The sequence below is a fragment of the Akkermansia sp. GGCC_0220 genome (genome assembly GCF_017566105.1).
GTDB lineage: Bacteria > Verrucomicrobiota > Verrucomicrobiia > Verrucomicrobiales > Akkermansiaceae > Akkermansia > Akkermansia massiliensis.
This window is the reverse complement of the sequence record NZ_JABFCI010000011.1, coordinates 37,078-61,771: the sequence shown is the minus strand read 5'-3', so window position 1 is coordinate 61,771 and position 24,694 is coordinate 37,078. Positions and strand designations below refer to the sequence as shown.

The 24,694-nt window shown below is 61.4% G+C and carries 21 protein-coding genes; all 21 read left to right on the top strand.

Annotation, left to right across the window (positions count from 1 at the left end):
* The first annotated feature begins 26 nt into the window (after positions 1 to 26).
* The gene (locus tag HJW02_RS09060) at positions 27 to 1,175 is read left to right on the top strand and encodes a glycosyltransferase (protein WP_146019663.1); all 1,149 of its coding nucleotides are present in this window, start codon (positions 27 to 29) and stop codon (positions 1,173 to 1,175) included.
* 2 nt (positions 1,176 to 1,177) lie between these two features.
* Positions 1,178 to 2,365: a glycosyltransferase gene (locus HJW02_RS09055; RefSeq protein ID WP_208050632.1), complete on the top strand. Its 1,188-nt coding sequence runs from the start codon at positions 1,178 to 1,180 to the stop codon at positions 2,363 to 2,365.
* Between the two features lie 14 nt (positions 2,366 to 2,379).
* Complete coding sequence (locus HJW02_RS09050) at positions 2,380 to 3,519, top strand: glycosyltransferase (RefSeq protein ID WP_022397308.1); 1,140 nt, start codon at positions 2,380 to 2,382, stop codon at positions 3,517 to 3,519.
* 22 nt (positions 3,520 to 3,541) lie between these two features.
* Positions 3,542 to 4,714, top strand: coding sequence for a glycosyltransferase (locus HJW02_RS09045; RefSeq protein ID WP_102722463.1), 1,173 nt, complete (start codon positions 3,542 to 3,544; stop codon positions 4,712 to 4,714).
* Positions 4,711 to 5,694, top strand: a complete 984-nt coding sequence (locus HJW02_RS09040) for a hypothetical protein (protein ID WP_102722464.1) — start codon at positions 4,711 to 4,713, stop codon at positions 5,692 to 5,694. The genes HJW02_RS09045 and HJW02_RS09040 overlap by 4 nt, the downstream gene beginning before the upstream one ends.
* A 16-nt stretch (positions 5,695 to 5,710) precedes the next feature.
* Positions 5,711 to 6,922: an O-antigen ligase family protein gene (locus HJW02_RS09035; protein WP_102722465.1), complete on the top strand. Its 1,212-nt coding sequence runs from the start codon at positions 5,711 to 5,713 to the stop codon at positions 6,920 to 6,922.
* Positions 6,923 to 6,926: 4 nt separating this feature from the next.
* Complete coding sequence (locus HJW02_RS09030) at positions 6,927 to 8,060, top strand: glycosyltransferase family 4 protein (RefSeq protein ID WP_102722466.1); 1,134 nt, start codon at positions 6,927 to 6,929, stop codon at positions 8,058 to 8,060.
* Complete coding sequence (locus HJW02_RS09025; protein WP_102722467.1) at positions 8,057 to 9,193, top strand: glycosyltransferase; 1,137 nt, start codon at positions 8,057 to 8,059, stop codon at positions 9,191 to 9,193. Before HJW02_RS09030 ends, HJW02_RS09025 begins: the two co-directional genes overlap by 4 nt.
* On the top strand, positions 9,190 to 10,371 hold the full coding sequence (locus tag HJW02_RS09020; RefSeq protein ID WP_156340782.1) for a glycosyltransferase: 1,182 nt from the start codon (positions 9,190 to 9,192) through the stop codon (positions 10,369 to 10,371). Before HJW02_RS09025 ends, HJW02_RS09020 begins: the two co-directional genes overlap by 4 nt.
* Before the next feature lie 22 nt (positions 10,372 to 10,393).
* Entirely contained in the window at positions 10,394 to 11,974 is a 1,581-nt protein-coding gene (locus tag HJW02_RS09015) for a hypothetical protein (protein ID WP_102722469.1), read from the top strand.
* Positions 11,975 to 12,008: 34 nt separating this feature from the next.
* Positions 12,009 to 12,548, top strand: coding sequence for a transferase hexapeptide repeat containing protein (locus tag HJW02_RS09010; RefSeq protein WP_022397317.1), 540 nt, complete (start codon positions 12,009 to 12,011; stop codon positions 12,546 to 12,548).
* Positions 12,549 to 12,551: 3 nt separating this feature from the next.
* On the top strand, positions 12,552 to 13,400 hold the full coding sequence (locus tag HJW02_RS09005) for a glycosyltransferase family 2 protein (protein WP_102722470.1): 849 nt from the start codon (positions 12,552 to 12,554) through the stop codon (positions 13,398 to 13,400).
* Positions 13,401 to 13,423: 23 nt separating this feature from the next.
* Positions 13,424 to 14,428: a glycosyltransferase gene (locus HJW02_RS09000; protein ID WP_102722471.1), complete on the top strand. Its 1,005-nt coding sequence runs from the start codon at positions 13,424 to 13,426 to the stop codon at positions 14,426 to 14,428.
* Between the two features lie 49 nt (positions 14,429 to 14,477).
* Complete coding sequence (locus HJW02_RS08995) at positions 14,478 to 15,515, top strand: acyltransferase (RefSeq protein ID WP_102722472.1); 1,038 nt, start codon at positions 14,478 to 14,480, stop codon at positions 15,513 to 15,515.
* The gene (locus tag HJW02_RS08990) at positions 15,512 to 16,534 is read left to right on the top strand and encodes a glycosyltransferase (protein WP_102722473.1); all 1,023 of its coding nucleotides are present in this window, start codon (positions 15,512 to 15,514) and stop codon (positions 16,532 to 16,534) included. The genes HJW02_RS08995 and HJW02_RS08990 overlap by 4 nt, the downstream gene beginning before the upstream one ends.
* Positions 16,535 to 16,541: 7 nt before the next feature.
* Positions 16,542 to 18,077 (top strand): oligosaccharide flippase family protein, encoded by a 1,536-nt coding sequence (locus tag HJW02_RS08985; protein ID WP_022397322.1) that lies wholly within the window; start codon positions 16,542 to 16,544, stop codon positions 18,075 to 18,077.
* Positions 18,064 to 20,373: a polysaccharide pyruvyl transferase family protein gene (locus HJW02_RS08980; protein ID WP_102722474.1), complete on the top strand. Its 2,310-nt coding sequence runs from the start codon at positions 18,064 to 18,066 to the stop codon at positions 20,371 to 20,373. Before HJW02_RS08985 ends, HJW02_RS08980 begins: the two co-directional genes overlap by 14 nt.
* A 68-nt stretch (positions 20,374 to 20,441) precedes the next feature.
* Positions 20,442 to 21,467: an acyltransferase family protein gene (locus HJW02_RS08975; protein WP_180971827.1), complete on the top strand. Its 1,026-nt coding sequence runs from the start codon at positions 20,442 to 20,444 to the stop codon at positions 21,465 to 21,467.
* Between the two features lie 605 nt (positions 21,468 to 22,072).
* Positions 22,073 to 22,438 (top strand): hypothetical protein, encoded by a 366-nt coding sequence (locus HJW02_RS08970; RefSeq protein ID WP_102722475.1) that lies wholly within the window; start codon positions 22,073 to 22,075, stop codon positions 22,436 to 22,438.
* A 79-nt stretch (positions 22,439 to 22,517) separates the two neighbouring features.
* A complete protein-coding gene (locus HJW02_RS08965) occupies positions 22,518 to 23,624 on the top strand; it encodes an acyltransferase (protein ID WP_102722476.1) in 1,107 nt (368 codons plus the stop codon).
* Between the two features lie 89 nt (positions 23,625 to 23,713).
* Positions 23,714 to 24,634: a hypothetical protein gene (locus HJW02_RS08960; RefSeq protein WP_022397327.1), complete on the top strand. Its 921-nt coding sequence runs from the start codon at positions 23,714 to 23,716 to the stop codon at positions 24,632 to 24,634.
* Positions 24,635 to 24,694: the final 60 nt, after the last annotated feature.

Genomic DNA, 24,694 nt, shown 5'->3' with positions numbered 1-24,694 from the left:
CCCTTTCACTGTCCCATTTGCCTTCCATGAACCTGCTCTTCTATTTTGACCATCCCATCCTGCCCCATGCGGGCGGAACGGAACGGGCGGCGTATCTTCTGGCGCAGGCCCTGTCACGGCACGGCCACCGGGTTTCCTTCCTGTCCCTCCGGGGCGCGGATTCACTGCCTGCGGAACCGCCTTATTTCCTCCTTCCCCGCACAGGCACGCTCTCCTGCGCGGAAAACAGGGAGTACGTGGAAACCCTGTGCGCCGGGCAGCAGACGGACTGCATCATCAACTGCGGAGCCAACCAGGACGACTCCTTCTTTTTCAGCCATGAGCGCCTTTCCGTCCAGGCGTCCATCGTCTCCTGGATCTCCTTTGACGTCCATACCGGGCTGGATTACTTTTCCGCCCTGCTCCGGAAGGATTTCAGCACCTGGGGCAACACCGTGAAAACGCTGCTGCGCCGGGCGCTCCTGCCGTACAAAAAGCATGTGGCCGTCAGCAACAAGAGGAGGAAATACAGGGACATGTTCCGCGGCTCGGACAAGGTGGTGTTCCTTTCCCCCCGCTACACGGAAGACGCCCTTCAACTGGCGGGCGAACCGGAAAGGGCGCGCCTGTACGCCATCCCCAACCTGCTGACCTATGATCCCGTGCAGCCCGGCCTTTCCGGGAAGGAAAACGCCGTTCTTTACGTGGGGAGGCTGGTGGATTCCCCCAAGAAGGCGGACCGCCTGCTGAAGGTCTGGAAAAGGGTGCAGCCCCTGCATCCGGACTGGCGCCTGTACCTGGTCGGGGACGGCCCGGAACGCGGCAACCTGGAACGGCTGGCGGCACGGCTGAACCTGGAAAACGTCCATTTTGAAGGAGTGCAGGACCCCGCGCCCTACTACCGGAAGGCCCGGATACTCTGCCTCACCTCCACGCACGAAGGCATGCCCATGGTGATTAACGAGGCCCTTTCCTACGGCTGCACCCCCATCGCCTTCAACAGCTTCCACGCTGCTGAAGATATGCTGCCGGACCGGGAGACGGGGCGGCTCATTCCGCCCTTCAGCCTGCGCCTCTTCGCCCGGGAGCTGGATGAGCTGATGAGCGGCCCCTACGTGCCGCCCAGCACCAGGGTATTAACCAATTATCAACCGGAAAAAGTGATTCCCCTCTGGATGGAATGCCTGCAAGAATAACCATGAGCAACATCGTCATCTATCTCCCTTACGAGCCTCTGGGCAAGCAGGGCGGCATGGAGCGCGCCACCCATGGCCTGGCTGAAATGCTGCGGGACGCCGGACACAGGGTTCTGCTGCTCTGCCGTGAGAAAAACAGGCTGGGGGAAACGTACTTTGCGCCCGTACCCCTCGCCTTCCTTCCTTCCGGCCTTTCCCGCAGCGGAGAGAGGGACTACCTGCTGAAACTGCTGCGGGAGGAAAAGACGGACGTGCTTATTGACCAGACGGAGGGGGGCGTCACGGGCCGCTGGGGCATCTTCCGCACGCGCACCCAGATGGAGGAGGCTCCCGTGAAGCTGGTCGCCGTGCAGCACAGCTCCCAATACTCCGCCCTGCGTTATTACCATCTTGTCCACAAGCGCCGGGGCGCCGCCTCCTTCTCCGGAAAATGCAGGGACTTCCTGTTCAACGCACTGGCGCTTCCCGTCAAGCGGCTCCGGGCGCGGCGGCTGCAAAAAAGCCTGTTCCGGGAACTGGCGGCCAATTATGACCGCATCGTCACTCTTTCCCGCGGCGGCATGGAGGAATTCCGGCTGCTGGCTCCCGGCACGCCTGCGGAAAAACTGGCGGCCATTCCCAACCCCGTCCCGCCGATTGAAGCACCGCCCCTGCCGCAGGAAAAGGAACAACGCGTCCTCTTCGTCGGCAGGCTGGACAACTCCGTCAAGGGCGTGGACAGACTGCTGAGGATCTGGGCGCGCGCCGGAAAATCCCTGCCGGACTGGCACCTGGACATTGTGGGAGACGGCCCGGATGCCGCCGCCCTGAAAGAACTGGCGGAACGCCTGCGACTTTCCAACGTTTCCTTTGAAGGCTTCCGGAACCCGGCCCCCTATTACCGGCGGGCCTCCATCTTCTGCATGACCTCCACGTTTGAGGGCTTCGGGCTGGTTCTGCCGGAAGCCATGCAGCACGGCTGCGTTCCCATGGCCTTCAACAGCTACGCCGCCGTGCGCGACCTCGTCATCCCCGGTGAAACCGGCATCCTGGCCCCCCCCTTTGACGAGGAGGAATACGCGCGCCAGCTCCTCCGCCTGATGCAGGACGCCCCCCTCCGCTCCGCCATGGCGCAGGCAGGCCCGCAGCATGCCGCCCCTTTCTCCCCGGCGAACGTCGTGCGGGAATGGAACTCCCTGCTTCAGCACTAACCGTCCACCTTTCAATGAAGATTCTCTTTTGTTTCATGGGCACGCTCAATCCATCCTGCGGCGGGGTGGAGCGCACCATGTGCAATCTGATTCATGAATTGCAGGCCCATGGGCATGAATGCGCCATCGTGAGCTGGTACCGGAACACCCCCTATGAGCCCTTTTCCGGGATTCAGAAAATCCTGCCCACTCCTTCCTCCCGGATAAGGGAGGAGCGGCAGGCGGCTTTCAGGCAGGCCCTGGAGGAACGGCAGCCGGATATCATCATTCATGACGGGGAACTGCTGGGGGCGGGAGCCCTGTTCCCCGGTCCGGCAGGCAGGAAGCGCCTTCTGGAAGCCTTTTCCGGGAAAACTCCCGCCATTGTCGACATGCACCACTCGGACATCCGCGGCCGCCTCCGCGCGCCTTTCCTGAAAAGGATGTATTACAACGTCACGTGGCGCAGGAATTTCTATCTCCGCATTTCGCAGGCGGACGCCTTCGTCGTCCTGTCAGAGTCCTTCAAACAGGACTTTTACGACTTTCTGCCGGGAGTCCGGAAGGAAAAAATCACCGCCATCCCCAACATGAATTCCTTTGAGAACGGGAGCATCCCTTCCGGAAAGGCCAGGGAAGTCCTGTTCGTGGGGAGGCTGGACAATCCAGTGAAGGGGGTGGACCGCCTGCTGAAGATATGGAGCATGGTCTGCCGCCGGGAACCCGGCTGGTTCCTGCGCATCGTGGGGGACGGACCGGACCGGGAATACCTGGCCGCGCTGGCGGAGGAATGCGGCTGCACCAACTATTCCTTTGAAGGAGCCACGGACCATCCGGAAGAATACTACCGCAAAGCCGGAATCCTGTGCATGACGTCCACCTTTGAGGGCTTCGGCATGGTCCTGATTGAAGGCATGCAGCACGGCTGTATCCCGATGGCCTTTGAATCCTTTACCGCCGTGCGGGACATCATTGAACCGGACCGGACCGGAATCCTGGTCCCTCCCTTTGACCTGGAGCAGTACGCCGCCCGGCTCCTGGACCTGATGAGGGACGGAGGGAAGAGGGAAGCCATGTCCGCGGCCTGCTTCCGGAGCAGCGGAAAATTCGGCAAATCCCGCATCGCCGGACTGTGGGAAAACCTGCTCTCCAAGCTGGCGGAAAAGCCCAGATGAACCGAACCCTTTCCGTTTACTCATGAATATCTGTTTCATCGCCTGGGAACGTTTCGGCGTGGGGGGAGTCTCCCGCGTCCTGACGCGCATCATGAATGCGCTGTGCCGGGAGCATGAAATCAGCGTGTACTGCCTGCGGCGCCCACCGCTGGAAAACGCGTACGGGCTGGATCTGGAGAACATCCGCTTTTTCCACCATGAAATGAACGTTTACGAGAAAATGAGGCGTTCCGTGATGGACAGGCTCGTCACCCGGACTCCTCTGTTCTCCTCCTCCGCAGGCGCCCGCGCGTACGCTTTCCTGCGGTACACGCATTCCTTTAAAAAGCGCCTCACCAGCCACATCAACCGCCACCAATATGACGCCGTCGTCTTCGGGTCCGGCTTTGAGGACTCCCTGCTGCTCGCCCTGCTCCGGCCGCGGCTTTCCCCCCGCACCAGAATCATCTCCTGGTCCCACGCGGCCTATGAAGATTACTTCGGGTTCAAGGGGCCCCATTTCTCCCGTTACTTCCGCCATGCGCTCAAGCGGTTCTACCACCGCTTCGACCAAATCGTCGTCCTGTCGGACCACGACAGGCGGAACTTTGAAACGCGCCAGCACCTGGCAACGCGGCGCATCTACAACCCGGCCAGCTTCACGGCGGAACGGCATTCCGCGCTGACGTCAAAAACGTTCGTCTTCGCGGGCTCCCTGTCCTCCCACAAGGGGGCGGACCTGGCCCTGGAGGCATTCGGGGAATTCAGCAGGAATAACGGGGAATGGAACCTGCACGTGTACGGAGACGGCCCCCTGCGCCCGTGGATGGAGGAATTCATCCGGGAACACGGCCTGCAATCCCGCGTTCGCCTGCACGGCAGCCACACAGCCATGGAGCGGGAATACCCCAAACACGCCATTCTGCTCTTCCCCTCCCGGTGCGAGGGCTTCGGCCTCGTGCAGATTGAGGCCATGAGCTGCGGCCTCCCCGTCATCGCCGCAGACATCCCCATCTGCCGGGAACTCATACGGGACAGCGGAGCGGGGCGCCTGTTCCCCGCCGGGGACAGCCGCGCCCTGTGCGGCGCCATGCACGCCATGGCCGGGGAGGATTTGGCCCCGTACGCGCGGAAGGCGCGCGCGCAGGAACAATTTTTCACGCTGGAACGGATTATCCGCGAATGGAACGGCATGCTCAAGGAGGTGAACCCATGAAAAAGCTTCTTCTGCTGGAACCTGTCCGCAAAAAGGGGAACCACCAGTTCTTCATGGACTGGTTTGCCCGGGCGTGGCAGGCCTGCGGGGGCGGCATCAAGCGCAGGCGCCCCCTTCCCTGGCCCGCGCTGCTGGCCGTGGCCCGGCTGAAGCTGTCCGCCAACCTGCTCCCGCTTTCCTCCCGCCGGAACGCCCTGCTGGTCCCCGGCGCGGGCTATCCGGACTCCTTCGCATGGCCGCATGCCTACACGCATGAAATCATCCCCATGCTGTGGGACGTCTGGCCGCGGTACTGGCCGCGCCTCATCTCCTCCCTGAAGCGCCACCACGTCCGCACCTTCCTGTGCACCTCCTCCCAGGTCTGCGAACACGTCCGGAAGGAACTGCCCCGTATCCGGACCGTCCACGTTCCGGAAGGCATTGACCCGGCGGGCTACCTGCCCGGAAAGGACCTCCGGGAAAGGCCCGCCGATATTCTGGAGCTCGGCAGGCAGATGCCCTTCTTCCACCGCGCCGCCGTCCGGGCCTGCCGGGAACATCCCGAATGGGTCCATCTGTTCCCCGCCGCGGAGGGTCCCCTCCTGTTCCCGGACTTCCGCTCCCTCTGCGAGGGGCTGGCCTCCGCAAAAATCACCGTCTCCTACCCCCGCTGCGATACGCACCCGGCCATGGCCGGAGAGGTGGAAACCCTGACCCAGCGCTACTGGGAATGCATGCTGTCCCGCACGCTCCCGGCAGGCAGGGCCCCGCAGGAACTGGTCAACCTGCTGGGGTACAATCCCGTCGTTGAAATAAGCGAACGGAACGCCCATGAACAAATCACGAACCTTTTAACGAACATTTCCTCCTATCAGGACCTGGTGGATAAAAACTACCGGGCGGCCTGCGAGCACGCTCCCTGGGAAGCGCGGATAGCCTCCCTGCTCCCGCAGCTGGAACGCCTGGGCTACCGGATAGGAACGCCTTCCCCGTCCGCATGAATTTCCCCTGAACAGCATGGCATCCCTTCTGCAATACATCAAGAAACACGGAACCTGGTCATTCCTGGTAATGGCGGCGATTGCCTCCACCATGACGGGCGCCATTTCCTTTCTTGCCCCCCTGTATCCGGTGATGCTGGCGGTGGCCGCTGCGGTGTGCGTGACGAAAATGAAGAAGACCAGCATGCCCCTGGTCATCATGGCGGCGGCATGCGTCCTCAGCCTGGCGTTCAACCATCCGCCCGCCATTTTCAAGCCCTGGTACCGCCTGGCCTATTTCCTTCTCCTCCTGCTGGCGCTTACCCCGCTGACTTCCTCCCGCCTGTTGAACGCGTTCCGCCTGAACCTGTTCCTCTGGCTCATGCGCTTCTGCGTCTTCATCGGGGCCGGCTCCTTCATCGGCTACTTCCTGGGCATCAACTACATGCGCTACAATACCAGTGAGATGATCAATGTGGGGGGCCTCTTCGGGGGGCTGGTCTGGCAATCCATCACGCTGGGCCTGCTCGCCGGGCTGGGGCTGGTTTATCTGACCGTCCTCCATCTGGAAAACCGGGATTCCGGCAGGAAGGAGACCAAGCTCCGCCTGGGCCTGATGGTCGCGTGCCTGGGCTCCATCCTGCTTTCCGCCTCCCGCTCCGCCCTGGTAGCCACCCTGATGGGGGTGGGGTACGTCTTCTTCATGTACTTCAGGCATGCCCCCAAAAAGCTTTTCCGGGCGCTGCTCGCCCTGTTCTTCCTGGGCATTCTGCTGGTGCCCTTTGTCCAGCACTTCGGCGCCAACACGCTTGCCAAGCAGCAGGCCAACCTGAGCATGGGGAGCGCCATGTCCTCCCGCACCCAGTTGTGGGAAGACCGCGCGACGGAGTTCCTTTCCTCCCCCCTGTACGGCGTGGGGTTCGCCTCCCAGAAAATCATTTCATTCAAGCAATCCCTGGTGACCGGCATCATTGAACCGGGCACGTCCTACGGGGCCGTGTTCGCCATGACAGGCCTGCTGGGGGGAATTCCCTTCCTCTTCATCCTGTTCGGCAACCTGCTCAAACGCCCGTTCCGCGCGCCGGGCTCTCCGCCCGTTTCCCCGGCGCAGGCGGCCCTGGCCCTCTTCGCCGTCCACATGATTGCGGAAGGGTACGTCTTTGCAGCCGGTTCCGGACTTTCCGCCGTCTTCTGGGCCGTCATCGGGGGGGCCCATGCGTACCGCAACCTGCCCAATGGAGGAAAATAACACCATGCAATTCGTCTTCTGGCAAAACATGATCAGCATCCACCAGTCAGCCCTCATCAAGGCGCTGGCCCGGGAGCACGGCGTCCTGCTGGCGGTCCAGACGGACTTTGAAGGGGAGAGGGAATCCAGCGGCTGGACGGTGCCGGACATGGGGAACGCCCGCATCCTCATCTCCCCGGACGCCCGGACGGTGGAGGAAACCCTGCGCGCCCATCCCGCGGCCGTCCACGTCTTTTCCGGCATCAGCACCTACCCGATGGTTTACGCGGCGTTCAAGCAGGCCGTCCGCCGCGGCCTGAAAACCATGGTGTACGCGGAACCCTACCGCCGCCAGGGCTGGCGCGGCTTGCTCAGGAGCGTCAAGTACCGCTTTCTCCGCCTGCGGTACGGGAAAAAAATCGCGGCCCTGCTGGCGACGGGGCGGCTGGGTGTGGAATGCTACCGCCGCGCCGGATTCCCGGCGGACTCCGTCTTTGAATGGGGCTATTTCACGGAATCAGCCGCATCCGCGGCTGGCGCGGAAACTCCCGCCATGGCTCCCCCCGCTCCCGGGGAAAAGCCCGATCTCCTGTTCGTGGGCCAGCTCATCCCCCGGAAGAACCTCCTGCCCTTCCTCCGCGCGGCCCGGCAATGCCGCGGCGCCTTCCGCCGCTGCCTCGTGGCGGGGGACGGCCCGCTGCGGGAACAGGCCGCCCTGGAAACGGAGGACTGCGGACAGATTTCCCTGCTCGGCACGCTGGGGAATGAAGAAACGCGCCGCCTGATGCGGCAGTGCGACCTGCTCGTCCTCCCCAGCCTGTTTGACGGGTGGGGCGCCGTGGTGAATGAGGCGCTCCAGTCCGGCATGAGGGTGCTGTGCTCCACGGCGTGCGGAGCCGCCAGCCTGCTTGACGGCCGCCAGCGCGGCGGCTCCTTTGACCCGGACCGTCCGGAAAGCCTGCGCCGCGCCCTGCGGGAATGGCTGGACAAGGGCCGCCTCTCCCCCGCGGAACGGAAGGCCATCGCCGCGTGGGCGGAACAAACCATCAGCGGAGCCGCGGCGGCCCGCTATCTGGTCCATATTGTTCATTATACGGAAGGCCGGGAAGAAAACCGCCCCGCAGCTCCCTGGGCTCCCCTCAAGGAAACGGCATCATGAAGATCCTGCACACCATCGCCTCCATGGCCTCCCAGTCCGGGGGAACCACGGCCTGCACCCGCGAACTGGTGCAGGCCCTGAACGACCTCGGCTGCGCTACGGACATCCTCACCGTGGAAGACAGGGCCGGGAGTCCCGCGGAAGAGGAAAGCTCCTTCATCCGCGCCGTCCCCAACGACCTCTGCACCCCTCTGGGCATTTCCATGAATCTGCGCCGCCGGCTCGGAGCCTGGCGGGACTACGACCTTTACCACACCAACGGCCTGTGGCTGGACGTCAACCACGCCACCTGCGCGCAAGCCCGGAAAACGCGCAAGCCCTGCGTGGCCTCCCCCCACGGCATGCTTTACCCGCAGGCGCTGGCCATCAAGCCGTGGAGGAAAAAGCTCATGCTGGCGCTGGGCCACCGCCGGGACCTGGCGCAGGCGGACTGCCTTCACGCCACCTGCCGGGAGGAAGCGCGGCACCTGCGCGAACTGGGCTTTGCCAACCCCGTGGCGGTCATCCCCAATCCGGTGGCCGTGCCTTCATGGATTGGCCAGATCCGGCGGAGCGCGGGAGAGCGTTTCCGCGCCGGGTTCCTGGGCCGTTTCCACCCCATTAAAAATCTGGAAAGCCTCATCCGGGCCTGGGGCAGCCTCAACCTCCGGGACGCGGAGCTCCTTCTCATCGGGGACGGCCCGGAGGACTACGCAGCGCAGTTGAAACGGCTGGCGGCGGAAGTGGGCGGCCCCGGCATCCGCTTTACGGGCTTCGCCGCGGGGAGGGAGAAATACGAACTGCTCGCCTCGCTCAACGTCCTCTGCGCTCCCAGCCATCAGGAAAACTTCGGCATGAGCATTGCGGAAGGTCTGCTGGCGGGAACGCCCGTCATCGCCAGTAAAGGAACGCCGTGGGAGGAGCTGGATACCCGCCGATGCGGCTGGTGGCGCGACAACAGCCCCGCCGCCCTGGCTGCCGCGCTGGAAGAAGCCTTCAACCTCACGCCGGAGGAAAGCCGCGCCATGGGGGACCGCGGGCGCAGCCTCATCATGGAAACCTACGCCTCGCCCCAGGTGGCCGCCAGCATGAAACGCCTGTACCGTTACCTGCTGGGGCAGGAACCCAAACCGGAATTCGTCGACCTTTCATGAACCTCCTCTTTCTGCTTGGGAAATTCCCCTCCATAGGCGGCGTGGAAACCGTCACCGCCATTCTGGCGAACGAATTCTCCGCACGGGGCCATGAGGTGCATGTGGTCTCCTTTGAACAAGTGACGGAGACGCCCTCCCCCGCGCTGGACAGCCGCGTCACCCTGCACCGGCTGGGCTATCCTGTCTCCAGCCAGGCCAATCTCGCCGCCCTCCGGGACCTCCTCTCCTCCCGCCGCATTGACATCGTCATCAACCAGTGGTGCCTGCCCTTCCACGTCACCCGGCTGTGCCGGAAGGCCATGCGGGGCCTCTCCTGCCGCCTGCTGGCCGTGCACCACAACGCCCCGGACTGCAACGCGCGGCTGGAAGGCCTCAGAATGCGCATGGCCCGGGCGGGGAATCCGGTAAACAGGGCCTTCCTGCGCCTCCTGCTGAAAGGCTGCGCCATGGCTACCGGGGCCAGCCTGCGCTACGTTTATGCCCATAGCGACCGTTACATCCTCCTTTCCGACAGCTTCCACCGGGCCTTCCGGAACATCACCGGACTGAAGAATACCGGGAAACTCCTGACGATTCCCAACCCCGTCACCGTGGAAAACCGGGAATTCCGCTATGATCCGGCCTTCAAGAAGAAGGAGCTTCTTTTTGTGGGGCGGCTGGAACCCAACCAGAAGAGAGTCTCCCGCGTGCTGGAAACGTGGGCCCTGCTGGAACCCCGCTTCCCGGACTGGACCCTCCGCCTGGTGGGGGACGGCCCGGAAAAGGAAGCCCTTCAGGCATTCTGCGCGGAGCGCCGCCTGGAACGCGTCTCCTTTGAGGGCTTCCGGAACCCGGCCCCGTATTACGAACAGGCCTCCCTGCTCCTTCTGGCCTCGGAATACGAGGGACTGCCGCTCGCCGTGGTGGAGGGCATGTCCTTCGGCGCCGTGCCTCTTCTCTACGGGAGCTTCTCTTCCGCGTATGACCTGGTGGACCACGGGCAGAACGGCTACATCCTGCCGGCGTCCGGCGGGTTCCAGGCGCGGCAGATGGCTGACATGGCCGCCGAGCTGATGCAGTCCCCCGCCGCCCTGCACGCCATGGCGCGGGCAGCCGCCGCCAAAAGCCGGGAATTCACGCGGGAACACGTCGTCCGCCAGTGGGAGGAAGTCTTCCGCAATAATACGCCCACCCCCTAGCAGAACTTCATTCAGCCACCTCATGGAACAGACACGGAAAAACACGGACACAGCGTTCACCATCAGCGGCAGGCTCCTGGCTTCCTGCGCCGTGGCCTATATGGCTCTGCCCACCATCCTCTTCCTGCTGGGCTGGGTCAGGCCCCTGTTCTCCGTTCCGGCGGCCATGGCCGTGGCGGCGGCTTCCGTCCTGCTGTGCGTGAAGCTCCCGGTCCCCACGCTTCACTTCACCAGGCGGCAGCTGGCCGTTTACCTCTGCGCCCTTCTTCTTTCCCTCCTGTGGCTGCTGGCGGGAGGAATAACGGGGGTGGCCCTCCAGCACGCGGACTTCGTGGTCCGCAACCCCATTTACGAAACACTCATCCGGTGCGACTGGCCGCTGGCGGAAGCGGACGGCAGGCACTTCATCTACTACCTCGCCTTCTGGCTGCCTCCGGCCCTGATATGCAAATGCTTCTCCTGGTCGGACGTCTTCATCGCCAACTATGTCCTGACCGCCTGGATTGAACTGGGCCTGGCGCTGGCGCTCACGGTCCTCTGGGGCAAATTCCGCATGGCCACCCTGCTCTTCCTGGTCCTGCTCATCTTCCAGGGCCCGCTGGACGGCGTGGTCAGATGGAGCGTTCATTTATTCAACCCGCAGGGGCAGACGGCCCATGAACTCTACCTGACGGTGCTGGCCTTCTTCGGCGGCGTGGCCCCCACCATGCAGCTCCATTACACCTTCCACCACACCACGCTGCTGTGGCTGTTCCTCGCCATGGCGGTTGCCTGGGACATACCGCCACGGCACCAGCTCTTCCTGGCCTCCCTGTGCCTGCTGGCCTCCCCCATCGGTTCGCTGGGCCTGCTGGTCTTCATTGCCGTCCGCGCGCTGGTCCGCCGCATTCCCGCCAGGCAGTACTTCTCCTCCTGGACGGTGCTGGCGGGCGGCGCGCTCGTCCTGCTGGCCGGAATCTACTTCACGAGCAGCAACGGGAACAACCGCATCCGCCTGACCTGGGAGGACTCCCCCTTTGACCTGCTCCGGCACGGCGGCTGGAAATTCTGGGGCGCGCTGGCCGGGTCCTGGCTGCTGACGGTTGGAGCTCCGGCGGTCCTCCTGTTCCGCCGGTTTAAAAAAGACGACCTCTTCTGGACCGCGCTGGCCGTTCTGACCCTCACCTACTTCATTTACATAGGTTCCGTGGGCGGCTACAATGAGTTCTGCTACAAGGCCTCAAGCGTCAGCTTCTTCTGCCTGGCCCTCCTTTTCACCCGCATCTTTGCGGAGCCGGTGGGCACCCGCCCGTGGCGCGCATGGTGCGTCTGCTATCTGGCGCTGGCGGCCCTGCCCAGCCTCTCCGTCTTCGCCAAGGCCGCGCCCACGCTCGCCTTCACGGAATCCGCGCGGCTTGCCAACATGCAGCGTCTGTGGGAGGGCCACCTCCACCACCCGGAGCATCCCTGGAACGCCCCGCTATGGGGCAGCGGAGAGGGAGCCGCCTTCCGGGCCGCCTATTTCCAGAAAGCAGGGGAATCCGCGGACGGCCCCCTGCGCCCCTTCTCCACCGGAATGAGAACAGACGCGGAACCTTCCGCCGCCCCGGCCTCCCGGCCCTGAACGCCTTTCACCATTCAAACGACATCCTCCCGCCATGAACCTGTCCCGTTACCAGGAACACTACTCCCTCAGCCACCGCCTCAAACGGTACGGCTGGTACGTCATCAACCGGACCCTCTTCCGGATGATGGCCACCAACGCCATGAAGGTGCCCCGGAATCTGCTGCTGCGCCTGTTCGGGGCAAAAATACCGCTCGTCTCCCTCGTGTACCCCAGCAGCAGGATATGGGCGCCGTGGAACCTCTCCATGGGGGAATATGCCTGCATCGGCCCGGATACGGAAATCTACAACAAGGCCCCCATCTCCATCGGTAGCCACGCCGTCATCTCCCAGGGAACCTTCCTCTGCACGGCCTCCCATGACATTTCAGACCCCGGCCACGCCCTCGTCACCGCCCCCATCACCGTGGAAGACCGGGCCTGGGTGGCGGCGCAGGCCTTCGTGGGCATGGGGGTGACAATAGGCACGGGAGCCGTGGTGGGAGCCCGCAGCGCCGTCTTCAGGGACGTGGCCCCCTGGACGGTAGTGGGAGGGAACCCGGCCAAGTTCATCAAACAACGCACGCTCCGCTGAACCATGCTCGACCTCTCCGTCATCATCCTTGCCAAGAATGAGGAACTTCACATCCGCCGCTGCCTGGAGAACATCCTCCCGGCGGCCAAAGAAGTTTTCGTCATTGACTGCTTTTCCACGGACAACACCGCCGCCATCTGCCGGGAATACCCCCGGGTGCAGGTCATCCAGCACGAATGGCCCGGCCTCTACGCCCCGCAGTTCAACTGGGCGCTGGACCACTGCCCCATCACCACCGCCTGGGTTCTGCGCCTGGACGCGGACGAGTGGTTCATGCCGGAAGCCCTGGAAGAACTGAAGGAAAAATTGCCCGCCCTTCCCCCGGACGTCACCGGAGTCATCCACAAGCGCAGGCACATCTTCCTGGGCCGGTGGATGAAGCACGGCGTTTACCCGGTCAAGCTGCTGCGCCTGTTCCGTTACGGAGCGGCCAGATGCGAACAGCGCCATATGGACGAGCACATGGAGCTCAGCCGCGGGCGCGCCGTGGAATTCGAGCACGACTTCGTGGACGAGAACCTGAACGGACTGGGCTGGTGGGCGCACAAGCACGTGGACTACTCCGCCCGGGAGCTGGCTGACCTGGAAGACATTCTTTCCTCCGCTGCGGCGAACTCCGGCATCAACGGGCAGGCGGAAAGGAAGCGCGCCATGAAGGAACGCTACGCCCGGCAGCCTCTCTTCTGGCGCTCCTTCGCCTACTTCTGCTACCGCTACTTCCTCAAGCTGGGTTTTCTGGACGGACGGGAAGGATTTTTGTGGCATTTCATGCAGGGTTGGTGGTACAGGACCCTCGTGGACGCCCGGCAATTTGAGAAACAGAAAAAAGGCTCCGGCAAGACGGCGCGCTGACCCCCATTTCTTCCCGCTTTTCCATGAATCCCTTCTTTTCCATCATCATTCCCGTTTACCGTTCCGGCCCCTTTCTCCGGGATTGCCTGGATTCCGTCAGGAACCAGGCCATGACGGACTGGGAATGCATCTGCATCAATGACGGCTCTCCGGACGGGAGCGGCGCCATTCTGGACGAATACGCCCGGAAGGACGCGCGCTTCACTGCCATCCACCAGGAAAACCGCGGCGTGAGCGCCGCCCGCAACGCGGGCCTTTCCCGGGCGCGGGGAACCTGGACCGCCTTCGTGGACGGGGACGACTCCGTGGAGCCGGACATGCTGGCCTGCCTTCATGACGCCGCCCTCCGCACGCCGGAAGCCGCGCTCCACTGCTACGGAATCAGCAAGGACTTCCACACGGGCTGCCGCCTTACCCGCACGGAAACCGCGCTGCCCAGCCGGGACCAGTACATTCCCGCGGAAGAAACGGGCGCCTTCCTGCGCTACCTGCTGACCAGCCTGGACATGGAATCCTCCTGCAACAAACTGTTCCGCACGGAGCTTCTGGAAAAAAACGGCATCCGCTTCAACGCCTCCGCGGTGGTGTTTGAGGACTTCCAGTTCGTCCTGGACTACCTCTCCGCCTGCGCTCCGGGCATCAGCCTGGTGAAAAGGGCCTTCTACCACTACCGGGCGCGGGAGGAGGAAAACGGCGCGGCCAAGCGCAGCCGCTTCAACCTCGTGCAGGACATAGACATGCTGGCAGCCAAATTCCTGGCGTGGACGGACACGCTGGCCCTCCCGCAGGAAGACGTTCTCGTGGTCAAAGGCTACATCCTGCAAAAAATCAACGTGATCTTCCACGCCCTCCAGCAGCAGTCCTACGCCGCCCGCAAGGCGGTGTTCCGGGACTTCCTCTCCAGCGGACTGGCCGCGCGCGGGGCTGACCTGCGCCTGTGCGGCCCCTACTTCCACCTGGTCTGCCGCCTGCTGGCCGCACGCAGGTACCGCATGGCCCATCTCCTGCTGAAAACAAGGCATCTTTAACGCCTCATGCGCCACTCAACCGTTTTTTTCCGCCGCCCATTTTCCAGCCATGCAAGCAGCCATTGACAGCGCCATTCCCCCGCCCGCAGCCGCGCCCGGCAGGGGCCGGATTCCGCAAGTGGACTACCTCAAGGGAATTCTCATCACCCTAATGGTCCTTTTCCACCTGTCCTGGTTCTCCACGCACTACCTGGACGTCACGCGGTACGTGTACGTCTTCCACATGTCCGGCTTCATCATCCTTTCCGGCTTCTTCGCCAATACCGGCAAGACTCCGGGCCAGTTCCTGAAAACGTGGCTGGGCATTCTGGCGCCGTACCTGGTCTTTGAATCGCTGTACTACCTGGCCCTGTCCCATCTGCCCGCCTCCGTTCCCGCCAGCAACCGGCTGGACCCGGCGTTCCCCGCCTTCTGGAAGGCGCTGCTGCTGGCCCCCGCCGGAACGTACTGGTACCTCTACCTGCTGGCCGTGTGCCTGCCCGTTTACTACGCCGTCTCCCGCATTCCCCGCCTGTCCCCTCCGGCCCGGCTGGTCGTATGCGCCGCCCTCCTGGCCGCCGTCTCCTGGTTCAATCCGGCGTTCCAAATAATTCACGCCGCTTACTTTCTCCTGGGGGCTTTCTTCCGGATGACCGGGCTCCCCATCCTGAAATGCTTCTTCCCCACCCTGTGGGCGGCTGTCCCCGCCGCCGCGCTCTGCCTCCTTTTCCCCCTCCCCGCCCGGGACAGCATGCTGGGGCTCTGCCTCTGCATGCTCACGCTCAGCTTTCTGGTAAAAACCTGCGATTCCGCAGGCAGGGCCATCCGGGAACTGTTCGCCTACCTGGGCAGGAATTCCCTGTCCATCGTCATCTTTTCCCCCGCCTTCACGCTCCTGTGCAAGCCGCTGGTCCCGGTGCTGGCCTTTGATTCCAGCAGAATCTGCTTTGCCGCCCTGTCCGTGGCGCTGGTGCTGGCGGCCTGCCTGGGAGTCACCAGATTATGCGATGCCCTGGGCTGGAGCAGGTTCCTGTTCCTCAAAAAGAAGATGTACTCCCCCCTCGCCCTTTCCGTTGAACCCGCCGCCCCCCTGACTTTCCCTTCATGACCCCGGACGCGCACACCCCCCTGTTCAGCATCATCATCCCGGTGTACCGGAATGAAAAGCAGCTTGCGGCCTGCCTGGACTCCGTCAGGAACCAGACCCTGGCGGGCTGGGAATGCCTCTGCATTGACGACGGCTCTACGGACGGCAGCGGCGCGATTCTGGATGAATACGCCCGGAAGGACGCGCGCTTCCGCGTCATCCACAAGCGGAATGAAGGGGTGTCCGCGGCGCGCAACCTGGGGATAAGCCTGGCGCATGCCCCGCATCTGGCGTTTGTGGACGCGGACGACCGGCTCCTCCCGGAAACGCTCCAGGCCTGCCATGAAACGATGCGGGAGACCGCAGCGGACATGGTCGTCTTCGGCGCAAGCCTCGTTTCCTGCGCGGCGGAATGGACGGGCTTCATGTCCCCCTCCATCCGTCCCCTGCCTCCGGATTCCACGGCTGTTTTCCACGCGGGAACACCGTTTGTGGAAAACAACAACATTCCGGCCTGCTGGGCCAAGATATATAAAAAGGAAATTCTGATTAAAAATAAAATTAAATTCCCGGAAAACGTCAAATTTGCGGAAGATCTTTATTTCACGGCGCAATGTTTCTGCCATTGCAGCTCCGTAACCGTCATCAACAAGCCTTTTTATCAATATTCCGCCGACGGAGAAACAGGGGTTACCAGCAATTTCTTCAACCGGAAAAGGCCTCTGGAGGATTACATGAACGCCCTTCGCGCCATCCTGGACCTGAGCAACTGCATTGACGGGCGTTCCCCGTACAGCAGCAACTATTTCCAGCGGAGCCGGAGCCTCCTGGTCCTGTTCAGGCTTTGCTATGCCAACTATAAACTTCTTGCGGATAGAATAAAAAGCCTTTACCCCGACCGGGAAAAGGCCATACGGAAAGAAGCTTTTTCCGCCTTAAAAAAATATGTGACGCTTGTCAACCTGCCGCGGATACTTTACTTTTCCCTCAAATCAAATTACGGGCACCTGCTCGGGAACCTGCTGGCCAACAAGAAATAAATTCCACATGAATGAAATCAAGACGGGGGCCTGCATTAATTACATATCCATCATCGTCAGGCTGGCGACGCAGTTCTTTCTGACCCCGTTTACCCTGTCCAGTCTGGGAGAGAATGAATACGGCATTTTCATGCTCAGCAATTCCGTGATTGCGTGGCTGTCCCTGACGGACTTCGGCCTGGGGGTGACCGTCAACAAATACATCGCCACCTATCACGCGAAAAAGGAGAACGACCGGGAGGCCCATTTCCTGGGACAGGCCATGATGCTCTTCTCCTTCCTGGGGCTGCTCACCTTCGCGGCGGGCATGATCTGCTACGTGAACCTGGGCGCCCTGTTCCCCAATCTGTCCGGGCCGGAGCTTGACACCCTGAAAATCCTGTACCTGCTGACGCTGGGCAACATCATCCTGGCCTTCCCCCTGCGGCCGCTGTCCTGCGTGCCTGGGTCCTACATGAAATTCATCGTTCCCGGACTGGTCAGCCTGGGCCTCTCCCTCTTCAATACGCTTCTTACGGTCCTGCTCCTGGTGTGGGGGTACAAGGCGATCGCCCTCACCGTCCTGGGCGTGGGCATCGGCGTAGCCAGCCTGGCGTGGGGAACGTATTACACCATCCGCTGCCTGGGCGTGCGCATCATTTTCCGCAAGCCTGACTGGAAGCTGTACCGGGAGATGTTCACCTTTTCCTTCTGGATTCTGCTGAACCAGCTCATGGACCTGTTCTACTGGCGGGCGGGCACTCCCATCCTGGCAAGGACGGCGGGCGCCCAGGCGGTCACCCTGTTCACGCTGGGAATCTCGTTCTCCCAGTACTTCATGACGGCTTCCACCGCCATTTCCGGAGTCATTGCCCCCAAAATCATGCAGATGGTGGCCCTGGATTCCACCAAGGAGCAGCTCACCCGCATGATGATACGGGTGGGGCGCCTTCAACTGGCCCTGCTGAGCGTCATCCTGGTTTCCTTCATCAGCTGCGGCCACGACTTCCTGCACCTGTGGGTGGGGAAAACCATCGGGGACCAGACAGGCACGGTCTGGGTGGGGGCCGTCATTGTGCTGCTCCCCCTGCTGGTTCCGCTGACTCAAAACACGGGACTCGCCATCCTCCAGGCCCTCAACATCCACAAGGGGAGGGCCATCATCCTCTTTTACTCCTCCCTGCTCTGCGTCATCCTGGGCTACTTCATCTCCCTGTACTACGGCACCATCGGAATGTTCATCGGCACCGCCATTTCCCTGTTCATCGGCCAGGTGCTGATGATCAACCGCTACTACGCCCGCACCGCCGGTCTGGACATGAGGCTCTTCTTCCGCCGCACCTACGGGCCCCTGCTGCTGCCCTCCGCCGTCATGATCCTGGCGGGGCTGGGAGCGGTTGCCCTGCTAACGCTGGACAACTGGTTCTCCTTCCTGGCCTTCGCCTTCTGCTACGGCCTCCTGGCCGTGGGAACCATCTGGTTCTTCTACCTCAACCGGGATGAACGGGACATGTTTCTCGGCCCCCTGCAAAAACTGATTCCTTCCCGCCATGATAAAAACTGATGCCCCGCCTGAGCTCTCCACCCTGTGCACGGGCTGCTCCGCCTGCGCCAACATCTGCCCCAGGGACGCTATTTCCATGAACTGGAGCCCCTCCGGCTTCTTAACGCCCGCGGTTAATCTGGAAGCGTGCGTCCACTGCGGCCTCTGCACCAAAACCTGCCCGGACCTGAATCCGCCCGCACGGCCCCCCCAGGCGTTTGACGAGCCCAGGGCATACGCGGCCTGGGCGCTGGACGAGGCCGTGCGCCTGAACTCCTCCAGCGGAGGCGTATTCACCATCCTGGCCCGGCATATTCTTGCACAGGGAGGCGTGGTCTACGGCGTGGCGTGGAACACGGACGGGGAACTTTCCGTCCGCCATGTGCGCCTGGACTCCCTGCCGGAGCTCAAGCTCCTGAACGGCAGCAAATACCTTCAGGCGGACCCCGGCCACGCCTACCGGGACATCAAGAAGGACCTGAAAGAGGGGAAAACGGTCCTGTTTTCCGGGACGCCCTGCCAGGCGGCGGCCCTGAGAGCCTATCTGAAAAAGCCCTGGGACAGCCTCTTCATCATTGACATCGCCTGCCACGGCGTACCCTCCAAAAACCTTTTTGACGCGTACCGGCAGGATTATGAACGGAGCACGGGCCGGCAGATAAGCTGCATCAACTTCCGGGACAAAACCCACGGCTGGAATCACTACTCCGTGATGAAATTCCACCGGGACGGCTCCGGTTCCGGCGCGCGCATTTATACGGAAGACCTTTTCATGCAGGCGTACCTGTCAGACATCTGCCTGGGGGAAGCATGCTACAACTGCCCGCATGCTTCCGGCCCCCGCACCAGTGACCTGACCCTGGCCGACTTCTGGGGCGCGGGATACTTCCATCCCAAGTGGGATGACTCCAGGGGAATCTCCCTGGTTCTGGCAAACACCTCCCGCGGGGAAGAACTTTTAAACCAATGCGGGAAGGAGCTCTTTCTGCACCGGGAGAACTGGCAGGCCGTCAAACACACCAACAGGGGCATCCGGCGGCAGCCTGCCTTCCCCTCCCGGCTGGCGCGCCGGAACTTCCTCCGGGACCTCCGGCAGAAACCCTTCACGGAAGCGGTGGCGCAGCACACGGCCCGCTTCAAACCCCGGGCGGAGGTGGGCCTGCTGGGCGTCTGGATGACGTGCAACTATGGAGCCGTGCTCACCTCCTTCGCCCTTTACCGGCTGCTGGAGCAAATGGGAAAAAGCGTTTCCCTGATTGATTTTTCCTTTACGGAGCGCCAGAAAGACCCTGCGACGGTATTCAGGAAATTCCTGGTCCGGGAGCGCATTTCCACAACGCCGCTGCACTCCCTGGACTACGCCTACCACTTAAACGACCAGTTTGACACGTTCATGGTAGGCTCCGACCAGGTGTGGAACCAGGGTTTCATGGGGCACTTCTTCTTCCTGGACTTCGCCAGGGGGGAGAAACGGAAAATCGCCTACGGGCCGTCCATGGGGCAGTTGACGGAACCTTCCGGGAAATATCTTAAAAAAACGGCCATGCTACTCAAACGGTTCGATGCCGTTTCCGTCCGGGAAAAACCGATGGTGGAGCACCTCAAGCGGCACTATGGGCGTGAAAGCGCCTGGGTGATGGACCCCGTCTTCCTGCTGGGCAGGGAACGCTGGGAGGAGCTGGCACGGCAGGCGCCTCCGGCGGCCAAAGGCCGCATCGTCTCCTACATCCTGGACCCGGCGGCGGAAAAAAGGAAGCTCCTGCTGGACGCCTCCTCCAAACTCGGGCTCCCCCTGCTGAACATGGTGGACATCCAGAAAAAGGAGGTGGACAACCTCGGCAGGCTGAACCTGCCCAATACCATGAAGGAAGCCACGTTATATGAATGGCTCGGCAACATCCTCCACTGCGAGTTTTTCATTACGGACTCCTTCCACGGCGTCTGCTTCGCCCTGATCTTCAACAAGCCGTTCTTGTGCATCAACAATCCCATGCGCGGCTCCGGGCGCTTCCACTCCCTGCTGAACCTTCTCCGGCTTCAGGACCGCATGCTGCCCGAAGACGCGGAAGCCCTGCCGGAGAACGTCCCGCTCACGATGGACTACGCTCCCGTCAATGAACTGCTGGAACAGAAAATCTCGCAATCCCGGGAATGGCTTCAGCAGGCGTTCTCCGGGGAAAGGGATGCCACCCTGGCAGAATACAGCCGCCTGACGGAGAAAAAACTGACCAGGAGACCGCCGTCCCGGTGGGGGCGGCTCAGGAAAAAAGGAAGAAAACTCCTGGCACGGGCGTACCACCGCATCCGCAGATCATGACGCCCGGACGGTTCCCTACCTTCCGCCCTTCATTAACTTCAACCCTCTGCCAACTCAATATCCGGCTCATGCCGCAGAAAAACTCCCTTCCCATGGAAATCCCTAAAAAACGTGTCGCATGGATTGACGTGTCGCGGGTGCTTGCAGCGCTCCTGATCATGTACGTGCACCTGTCCTCCCCCTTGCTCAAGACAACGGGCATCCACCTCTTCTACAACGGCAGGGTTCCCTTCTTCCTGGTGCTGGCCGGCTACTTTCTGGCAAGAAACATCACCTGGAACAAGGCCCTTGACCGGGCTTTATGGCTGTTCATCCCGTACATGATCTGGAACGTGCTGTACTTGTTCCTTCTCTCCCTCCCTGCCGGCAGCTCCTTCCAGCTTGCGGACCTGGCCGGCATCCGGGACGTCTTCCTGCCGGGCATGGACCTCTTCTCCTTTGGGAGCGAGTCCCCCGACGTTCCCCCCATCGGCCCCTCCTGGTTTCTGCGGGACATCATCATTCTTACCCTGCTGACGCCGCTGCTGGCCCGCATTAAAATACTGCTGCTGCCCGCGCTGCTCCTCTTTTTCTCCTTCTGCAACATGGCTCCCGATCCCCTGGTGACGCTCTCCGTGGGGTCCTGCGCCTTCTACCTGCTGGGCGTCGTGCTCAGTTCCCGCCGGATTGACGACATCCATCTGGTGCTGAACAAAAAATTCGGCGTCGTCTTCTGCGTGAGCATTCTCGTTTCCTCCGCGATGGTTCTGCTGCACTCCGCCGGAATCCTTTCCCTGTGGACGGAAACGGTCGCGGGCATGCTGCTGGGAGTCATGCTGATTATGTACGCAGGCATCTGGATGGAAAAGCGTCTGCCCGGCGTTGCCGCCAGAATAGCCCTGCTGGCTCCCGCCTGTTTTCTGACGTTCATGCTGCACCTGCCCATTTACGAATGCCTTCCTTCATCCATGAAATTTGGTGCCTTCTCCCTGTTCACCCCGCTGCTGGCATTCACGGCTATTGTGCTGTTCTATTTTGCCTTGAAACGTTTCACCCCTTTCCTGCTGCCGTATCTGGCCCATGTTAAACGGCCGTCAGGAAAGCCGTCGGCTTAAAGGGCAAAGACCCATTAAAGACATCCGCCCCGTCCACCGGGAAAGGATACCCGGTCACAGCCGGAGAAATGCCGCCCAAGCCACATGGGGGAAGCTTCCGCCAGTTTCTGCCTGGGATAAAACACATTCCTTACGCAGAAAAAGAATGTGCCCTCATCCGTTCGGCTGCATGCATCTCCATGAATTGATGCGCTGTCCGTCCATGTCCCTCCGGGACCGCCTTGTTATCTTCCATGGCCGCCTGTCCCGGATGCATTCGCCAAGTTCCGGCCCCTGCAAATGCGGCAGGGCAGAATTTAAGAAAGGGCAAGGAAACTTTAATTCAAACAATAAGATTCCGGAGAATGGAGAATGTCCCTAACGGAATCAACAAGGATTACAGGCCGCGGCAAGAACGCCGCCGATGATTTTTTATTCATTTCTGACCAATGGATGAAGTATCCAGAAAAGAAAGGAAGGCGTATGCCTCCCTCCAAAAATTACCCGGCTCCCTGTGAAATCCACAACACTCATTGATGGCACCCACCCTTTATTGTGTTCAACAAGGACATTCATTGAGCGATTATCAATCATACTCCGCTCAAAATCTTTGATTCATCATTACAATGAGCAAAGTACCCCACATGGAAGAACCTCTTGTGGATATTCTGGAGCTGGGGCGTTGGATGGCTGAAAATCATATCAGCCGCTCCACGCTGGCTTCAGCCATTGGCATGAACAGAAGCGCCATTGACAACTACTTTGTCAGAAAAAAGCTCTCCCGGCATGCCCAAATCCTCATCAAGCGGTTCATGGACGGCCAGGAAGCCCTGGCCGCCTCCAATGAGGTATCTTCCCTCATCACGGTTCCCCTGAAAAATCGGATCATCAATCTTGCCATGAAAGCCGCCGTCCGGAAAAACCTCACGCTGGAGGAATTCATGGCATGGGCCGTGGAAGGAGCCGCGAAGAACGTTGAGGAAGAAAAATAAAATCATGAAGCGTTTGCAGGCAATGGCGGCAGTCCCGGCGTAAGATCCCAGCAGCATCACCTTTTCCTTGGCATTTCTCATGGCATCCCCGGCCCATTCCAGAAATCACGGCATTGACCTTCTCCGGTGCCTGTCCATGTTCTTCGTCGTCCTTCTTCATGTGCTCAAATGGGGGGAGGGCGGCAACCTGGACAACAGCTTCCTCGGAACGCCCAATTACGCCGTCTCCTGGTATCTTGAACTCAGCGCCTACTGCGCCGTCAACTGCTTTGCCCTTATCACAGGCTACGTGGGCGTCAATGTGCCGTACCGGATTTCCCGTTTTATCAACTTATGGTTTCAGGTCTTCTTTTACACCGCTGGAATAACCTTTTTATTTAAATGGCTCGTGCCGGGCAGTGTAAGCTTTAAGGGAATGATCCAGGCATTCTTTCCCGTGCTGCGCCTGGCCTACTGGTACTTTACGGCTTATGCCGTCCTGTTCTGCTTTATTCCCTTCCTTAATCCGGCCATCCGTTCCCTCAGCAGGGAATCCGCCAGGTGGCTCTGCCTGCTGGTCCTGATTGTCTTCTCCCTCTTTTCCACCATATCCGGCTACGGGAACTGGCTCAGCCAGGGCGGCTACAGCGCCATCTGGCTGGTCTGCCTGTACGTCGTCGGCGGCTGCCTGGGGCACTTCCAGCTCTGGAGCACGTTAAAGCGGCCCGCGCTTTACTACGTCCTGTGCTGCATCCTCCCCACCGCCGGAGTAATCGCGTTGGGGTATCTTCCCCTCAATCCGGGCATTGCGGAAAAACTCTTTGTCTCTTATACGGCGCCGTTCTGCTGCCTGTCCTCCTTCTTCCTGCTCATGGCCTGCGCGCGCATGCGCATCAGCAGCGGAACCGCCATCCGCCTCATTTCCTTCTTCGCCCCGCTTTCCTTTGCCGTTTACCTCATCCATAACAATCCCCTCATCTGGCAAAACATCATCAAGGCGCGGTTTGCGGAATTGCAGGCCTGCCCCTGGTACTTCACGGCCGCCGGGGCGCTGGGAGCCAGCCTGGGCATCTACCTCGCCTGCTCCCTGATCGACTACGTGCGGAGCGGCCTGTTCCGGCTGCTGCACATCCGCGAACTGTCCCTTAAATTGGAAGGAACCCTGTTAAAATTGAAGGAATGGATTCTCCGGCTCATTCCATTATAACTTCCCGCTGTAATTTAACTGAAAATTCTTTCGAATTTATAAAGATTGTCTTGCGGAATTGAACAGCGCCATTACTATGTCGGCAAACCATGCAATATACAACTATTACCGCTGCGGCATGCACGGCGGCCTTCGCTCTCTCAGGAATGGCTTCCGCCGATATTCAAGTTCCCCTCCGGGTGCTGAATTCCACTTATGACGCGTCCCGTCCGTTTTCCGCCCTGCTGGGAACGGGCTACGCTACCAAGTACGTCAGCCGCGGACTGGCTTTTCAGCAGTCCGGCAGCGACCATGTGGTTCCCGTGGAAGCCATAGGCGCTTACGACCTCAACAAAAAATACTCCATCCTGGCCGGCGTGAAATACCAGTGGCTGACCCAGAATGACCTGACGCACAACAGCACGGGCATTTCCGACGAGGCAACGGCCCTGCTGGGCGTCAGCCGCAAATTCAGCGACTATACGATGGCCTCCCTGGGCTACCAGTTCGTCAACGGCGGCCTGCCGGGCCTGATGAACGTCCATCTGGGCCAGACCTCCAGCGACTTCCCGGCGTTTGAACACAGCCGTTCCGAAGAACACAGCTTTGTACTGGACATCCACCACGACTTCGGGAAAGGACTGGAAAACTTCTTCTGGGACTGCCGCGTGCAATACACCTTCCGCTGGATGTCCGGCTGGTGGTTCACCAACACGCTGGGCTACAAATATGACTTCAACCCGTCTTCCTCCCTGATTGTAGCGGGAACCTGGAACGCCTCCGCCGGCTACTTTGACAGGGACTCCCTCAACGCCAACGGAACCCAGGGCATTTCCGTGACCGTGGCCGTGCCCTTCAAGGCGGTGGACCGCCTGGTCCTCACCCCCTTCGTCAGTACCGTCTGGCTGGGCAACGGAGGCATGGCGGGCAACTACCGCGGTCCTTCCGACCGCTTCCCCTCCAGAATCCCCGCCAGAATTTACCGCAACTTCACGTTTGTGGCGGGGCTGGGGCTCACCTACTCCTTCTAAGCCTCCTTCAATCCCTACTCCCGCGGCTCCCGGCACTTCCCCGCATGCGCCGGGAGCCTT

Excerpts from the sequence above, each read along its gene's own strand:
- HJW02_RS09015 (WP_102722469.1), top strand. The coding sequence starts at position 10,394 with ATGGAACAGACACGGAAAAACACGGACACAGCGTTCACCATCAGCGGC.
- HJW02_RS09030 (WP_102722466.1), top strand. The coding sequence starts at position 6,927 with ATGCAATTCGTCTTCTGGCAAAACATGATCAGCATCCACCAGTCAGCC.
- HJW02_RS09040 (WP_102722464.1), top strand. The coding sequence starts at position 4,711 with ATGAAAAAGCTTCTTCTGCTGGAACCTGTCCGCAAAAAGGGGAACCAC.
- HJW02_RS09055 (WP_208050632.1), top strand. The coding sequence starts at position 1,178 with ATGAGCAACATCGTCATCTATCTCCCTTACGAGCCTCTGGGCAAGCAG.
- HJW02_RS08970 (WP_102722475.1), top strand. The coding sequence starts at position 22,073 with ATGAGCAAAGTACCCCACATGGAAGAACCTCTTGTGGATATTCTGGAG.
- HJW02_RS09035 (WP_102722465.1), top strand. The coding sequence starts at position 5,711 with ATGGCATCCCTTCTGCAATACATCAAGAAACACGGAACCTGGTCATTC.
- HJW02_RS08965 (WP_102722476.1), top strand. The coding sequence starts at position 22,518 with ATGGCATCCCCGGCCCATTCCAGAAATCACGGCATTGACCTTCTCCGG.
- HJW02_RS08990 (WP_102722473.1), top strand. The coding sequence starts at position 15,512 with ATGACCCCGGACGCGCACACCCCCCTGTTCAGCATCATCATCCCGGTG.
- HJW02_RS09000 (WP_102722471.1), top strand. The coding sequence starts at position 13,424 with ATGAATCCCTTCTTTTCCATCATCATTCCCGTTTACCGTTCCGGCCCC.
- HJW02_RS09050 (WP_022397308.1), top strand. The coding sequence starts at position 2,380 with ATGAAGATTCTCTTTTGTTTCATGGGCACGCTCAATCCATCCTGCGGC.
- HJW02_RS09060 (WP_146019663.1), top strand. The coding sequence starts at position 27 with ATGAACCTGCTCTTCTATTTTGACCATCCCATCCTGCCCCATGCGGGC.
- HJW02_RS09010 (WP_022397317.1), top strand. The coding sequence starts at position 12,009 with ATGAACCTGTCCCGTTACCAGGAACACTACTCCCTCAGCCACCGCCTC.
- HJW02_RS08980 (WP_102722474.1), top strand. The coding sequence starts at position 18,064 with ATGATAAAAACTGATGCCCCGCCTGAGCTCTCCACCCTGTGCACGGGC.
- HJW02_RS09045 (WP_102722463.1), top strand. The coding sequence starts at position 3,542 with ATGAATATCTGTTTCATCGCCTGGGAACGTTTCGGCGTGGGGGGAGTC.
- HJW02_RS08985 (WP_022397322.1), top strand. The coding sequence starts at position 16,542 with ATGAATGAAATCAAGACGGGGGCCTGCATTAATTACATATCCATCATC.
- HJW02_RS08975 (WP_180971827.1), top strand. The coding sequence starts at position 20,442 with ATGCCGCAGAAAAACTCCCTTCCCATGGAAATCCCTAAAAAACGTGTC.
- HJW02_RS09020 (WP_156340782.1), top strand. The coding sequence starts at position 9,190 with ATGAACCTCCTCTTTCTGCTTGGGAAATTCCCCTCCATAGGCGGCGTG.
- HJW02_RS09005 (WP_102722470.1), top strand. The coding sequence starts at position 12,552 with ATGCTCGACCTCTCCGTCATCATCCTTGCCAAGAATGAGGAACTTCAC.
- HJW02_RS08995 (WP_102722472.1), top strand. The coding sequence starts at position 14,478 with ATGCAAGCAGCCATTGACAGCGCCATTCCCCCGCCCGCAGCCGCGCCC.
- HJW02_RS08960 (WP_022397327.1), top strand. The coding sequence starts at position 23,714 with ATGCAATATACAACTATTACCGCTGCGGCATGCACGGCGGCCTTCGCT.
- HJW02_RS09025 (WP_102722467.1), top strand. The coding sequence starts at position 8,057 with ATGAAGATCCTGCACACCATCGCCTCCATGGCCTCCCAGTCCGGGGGA.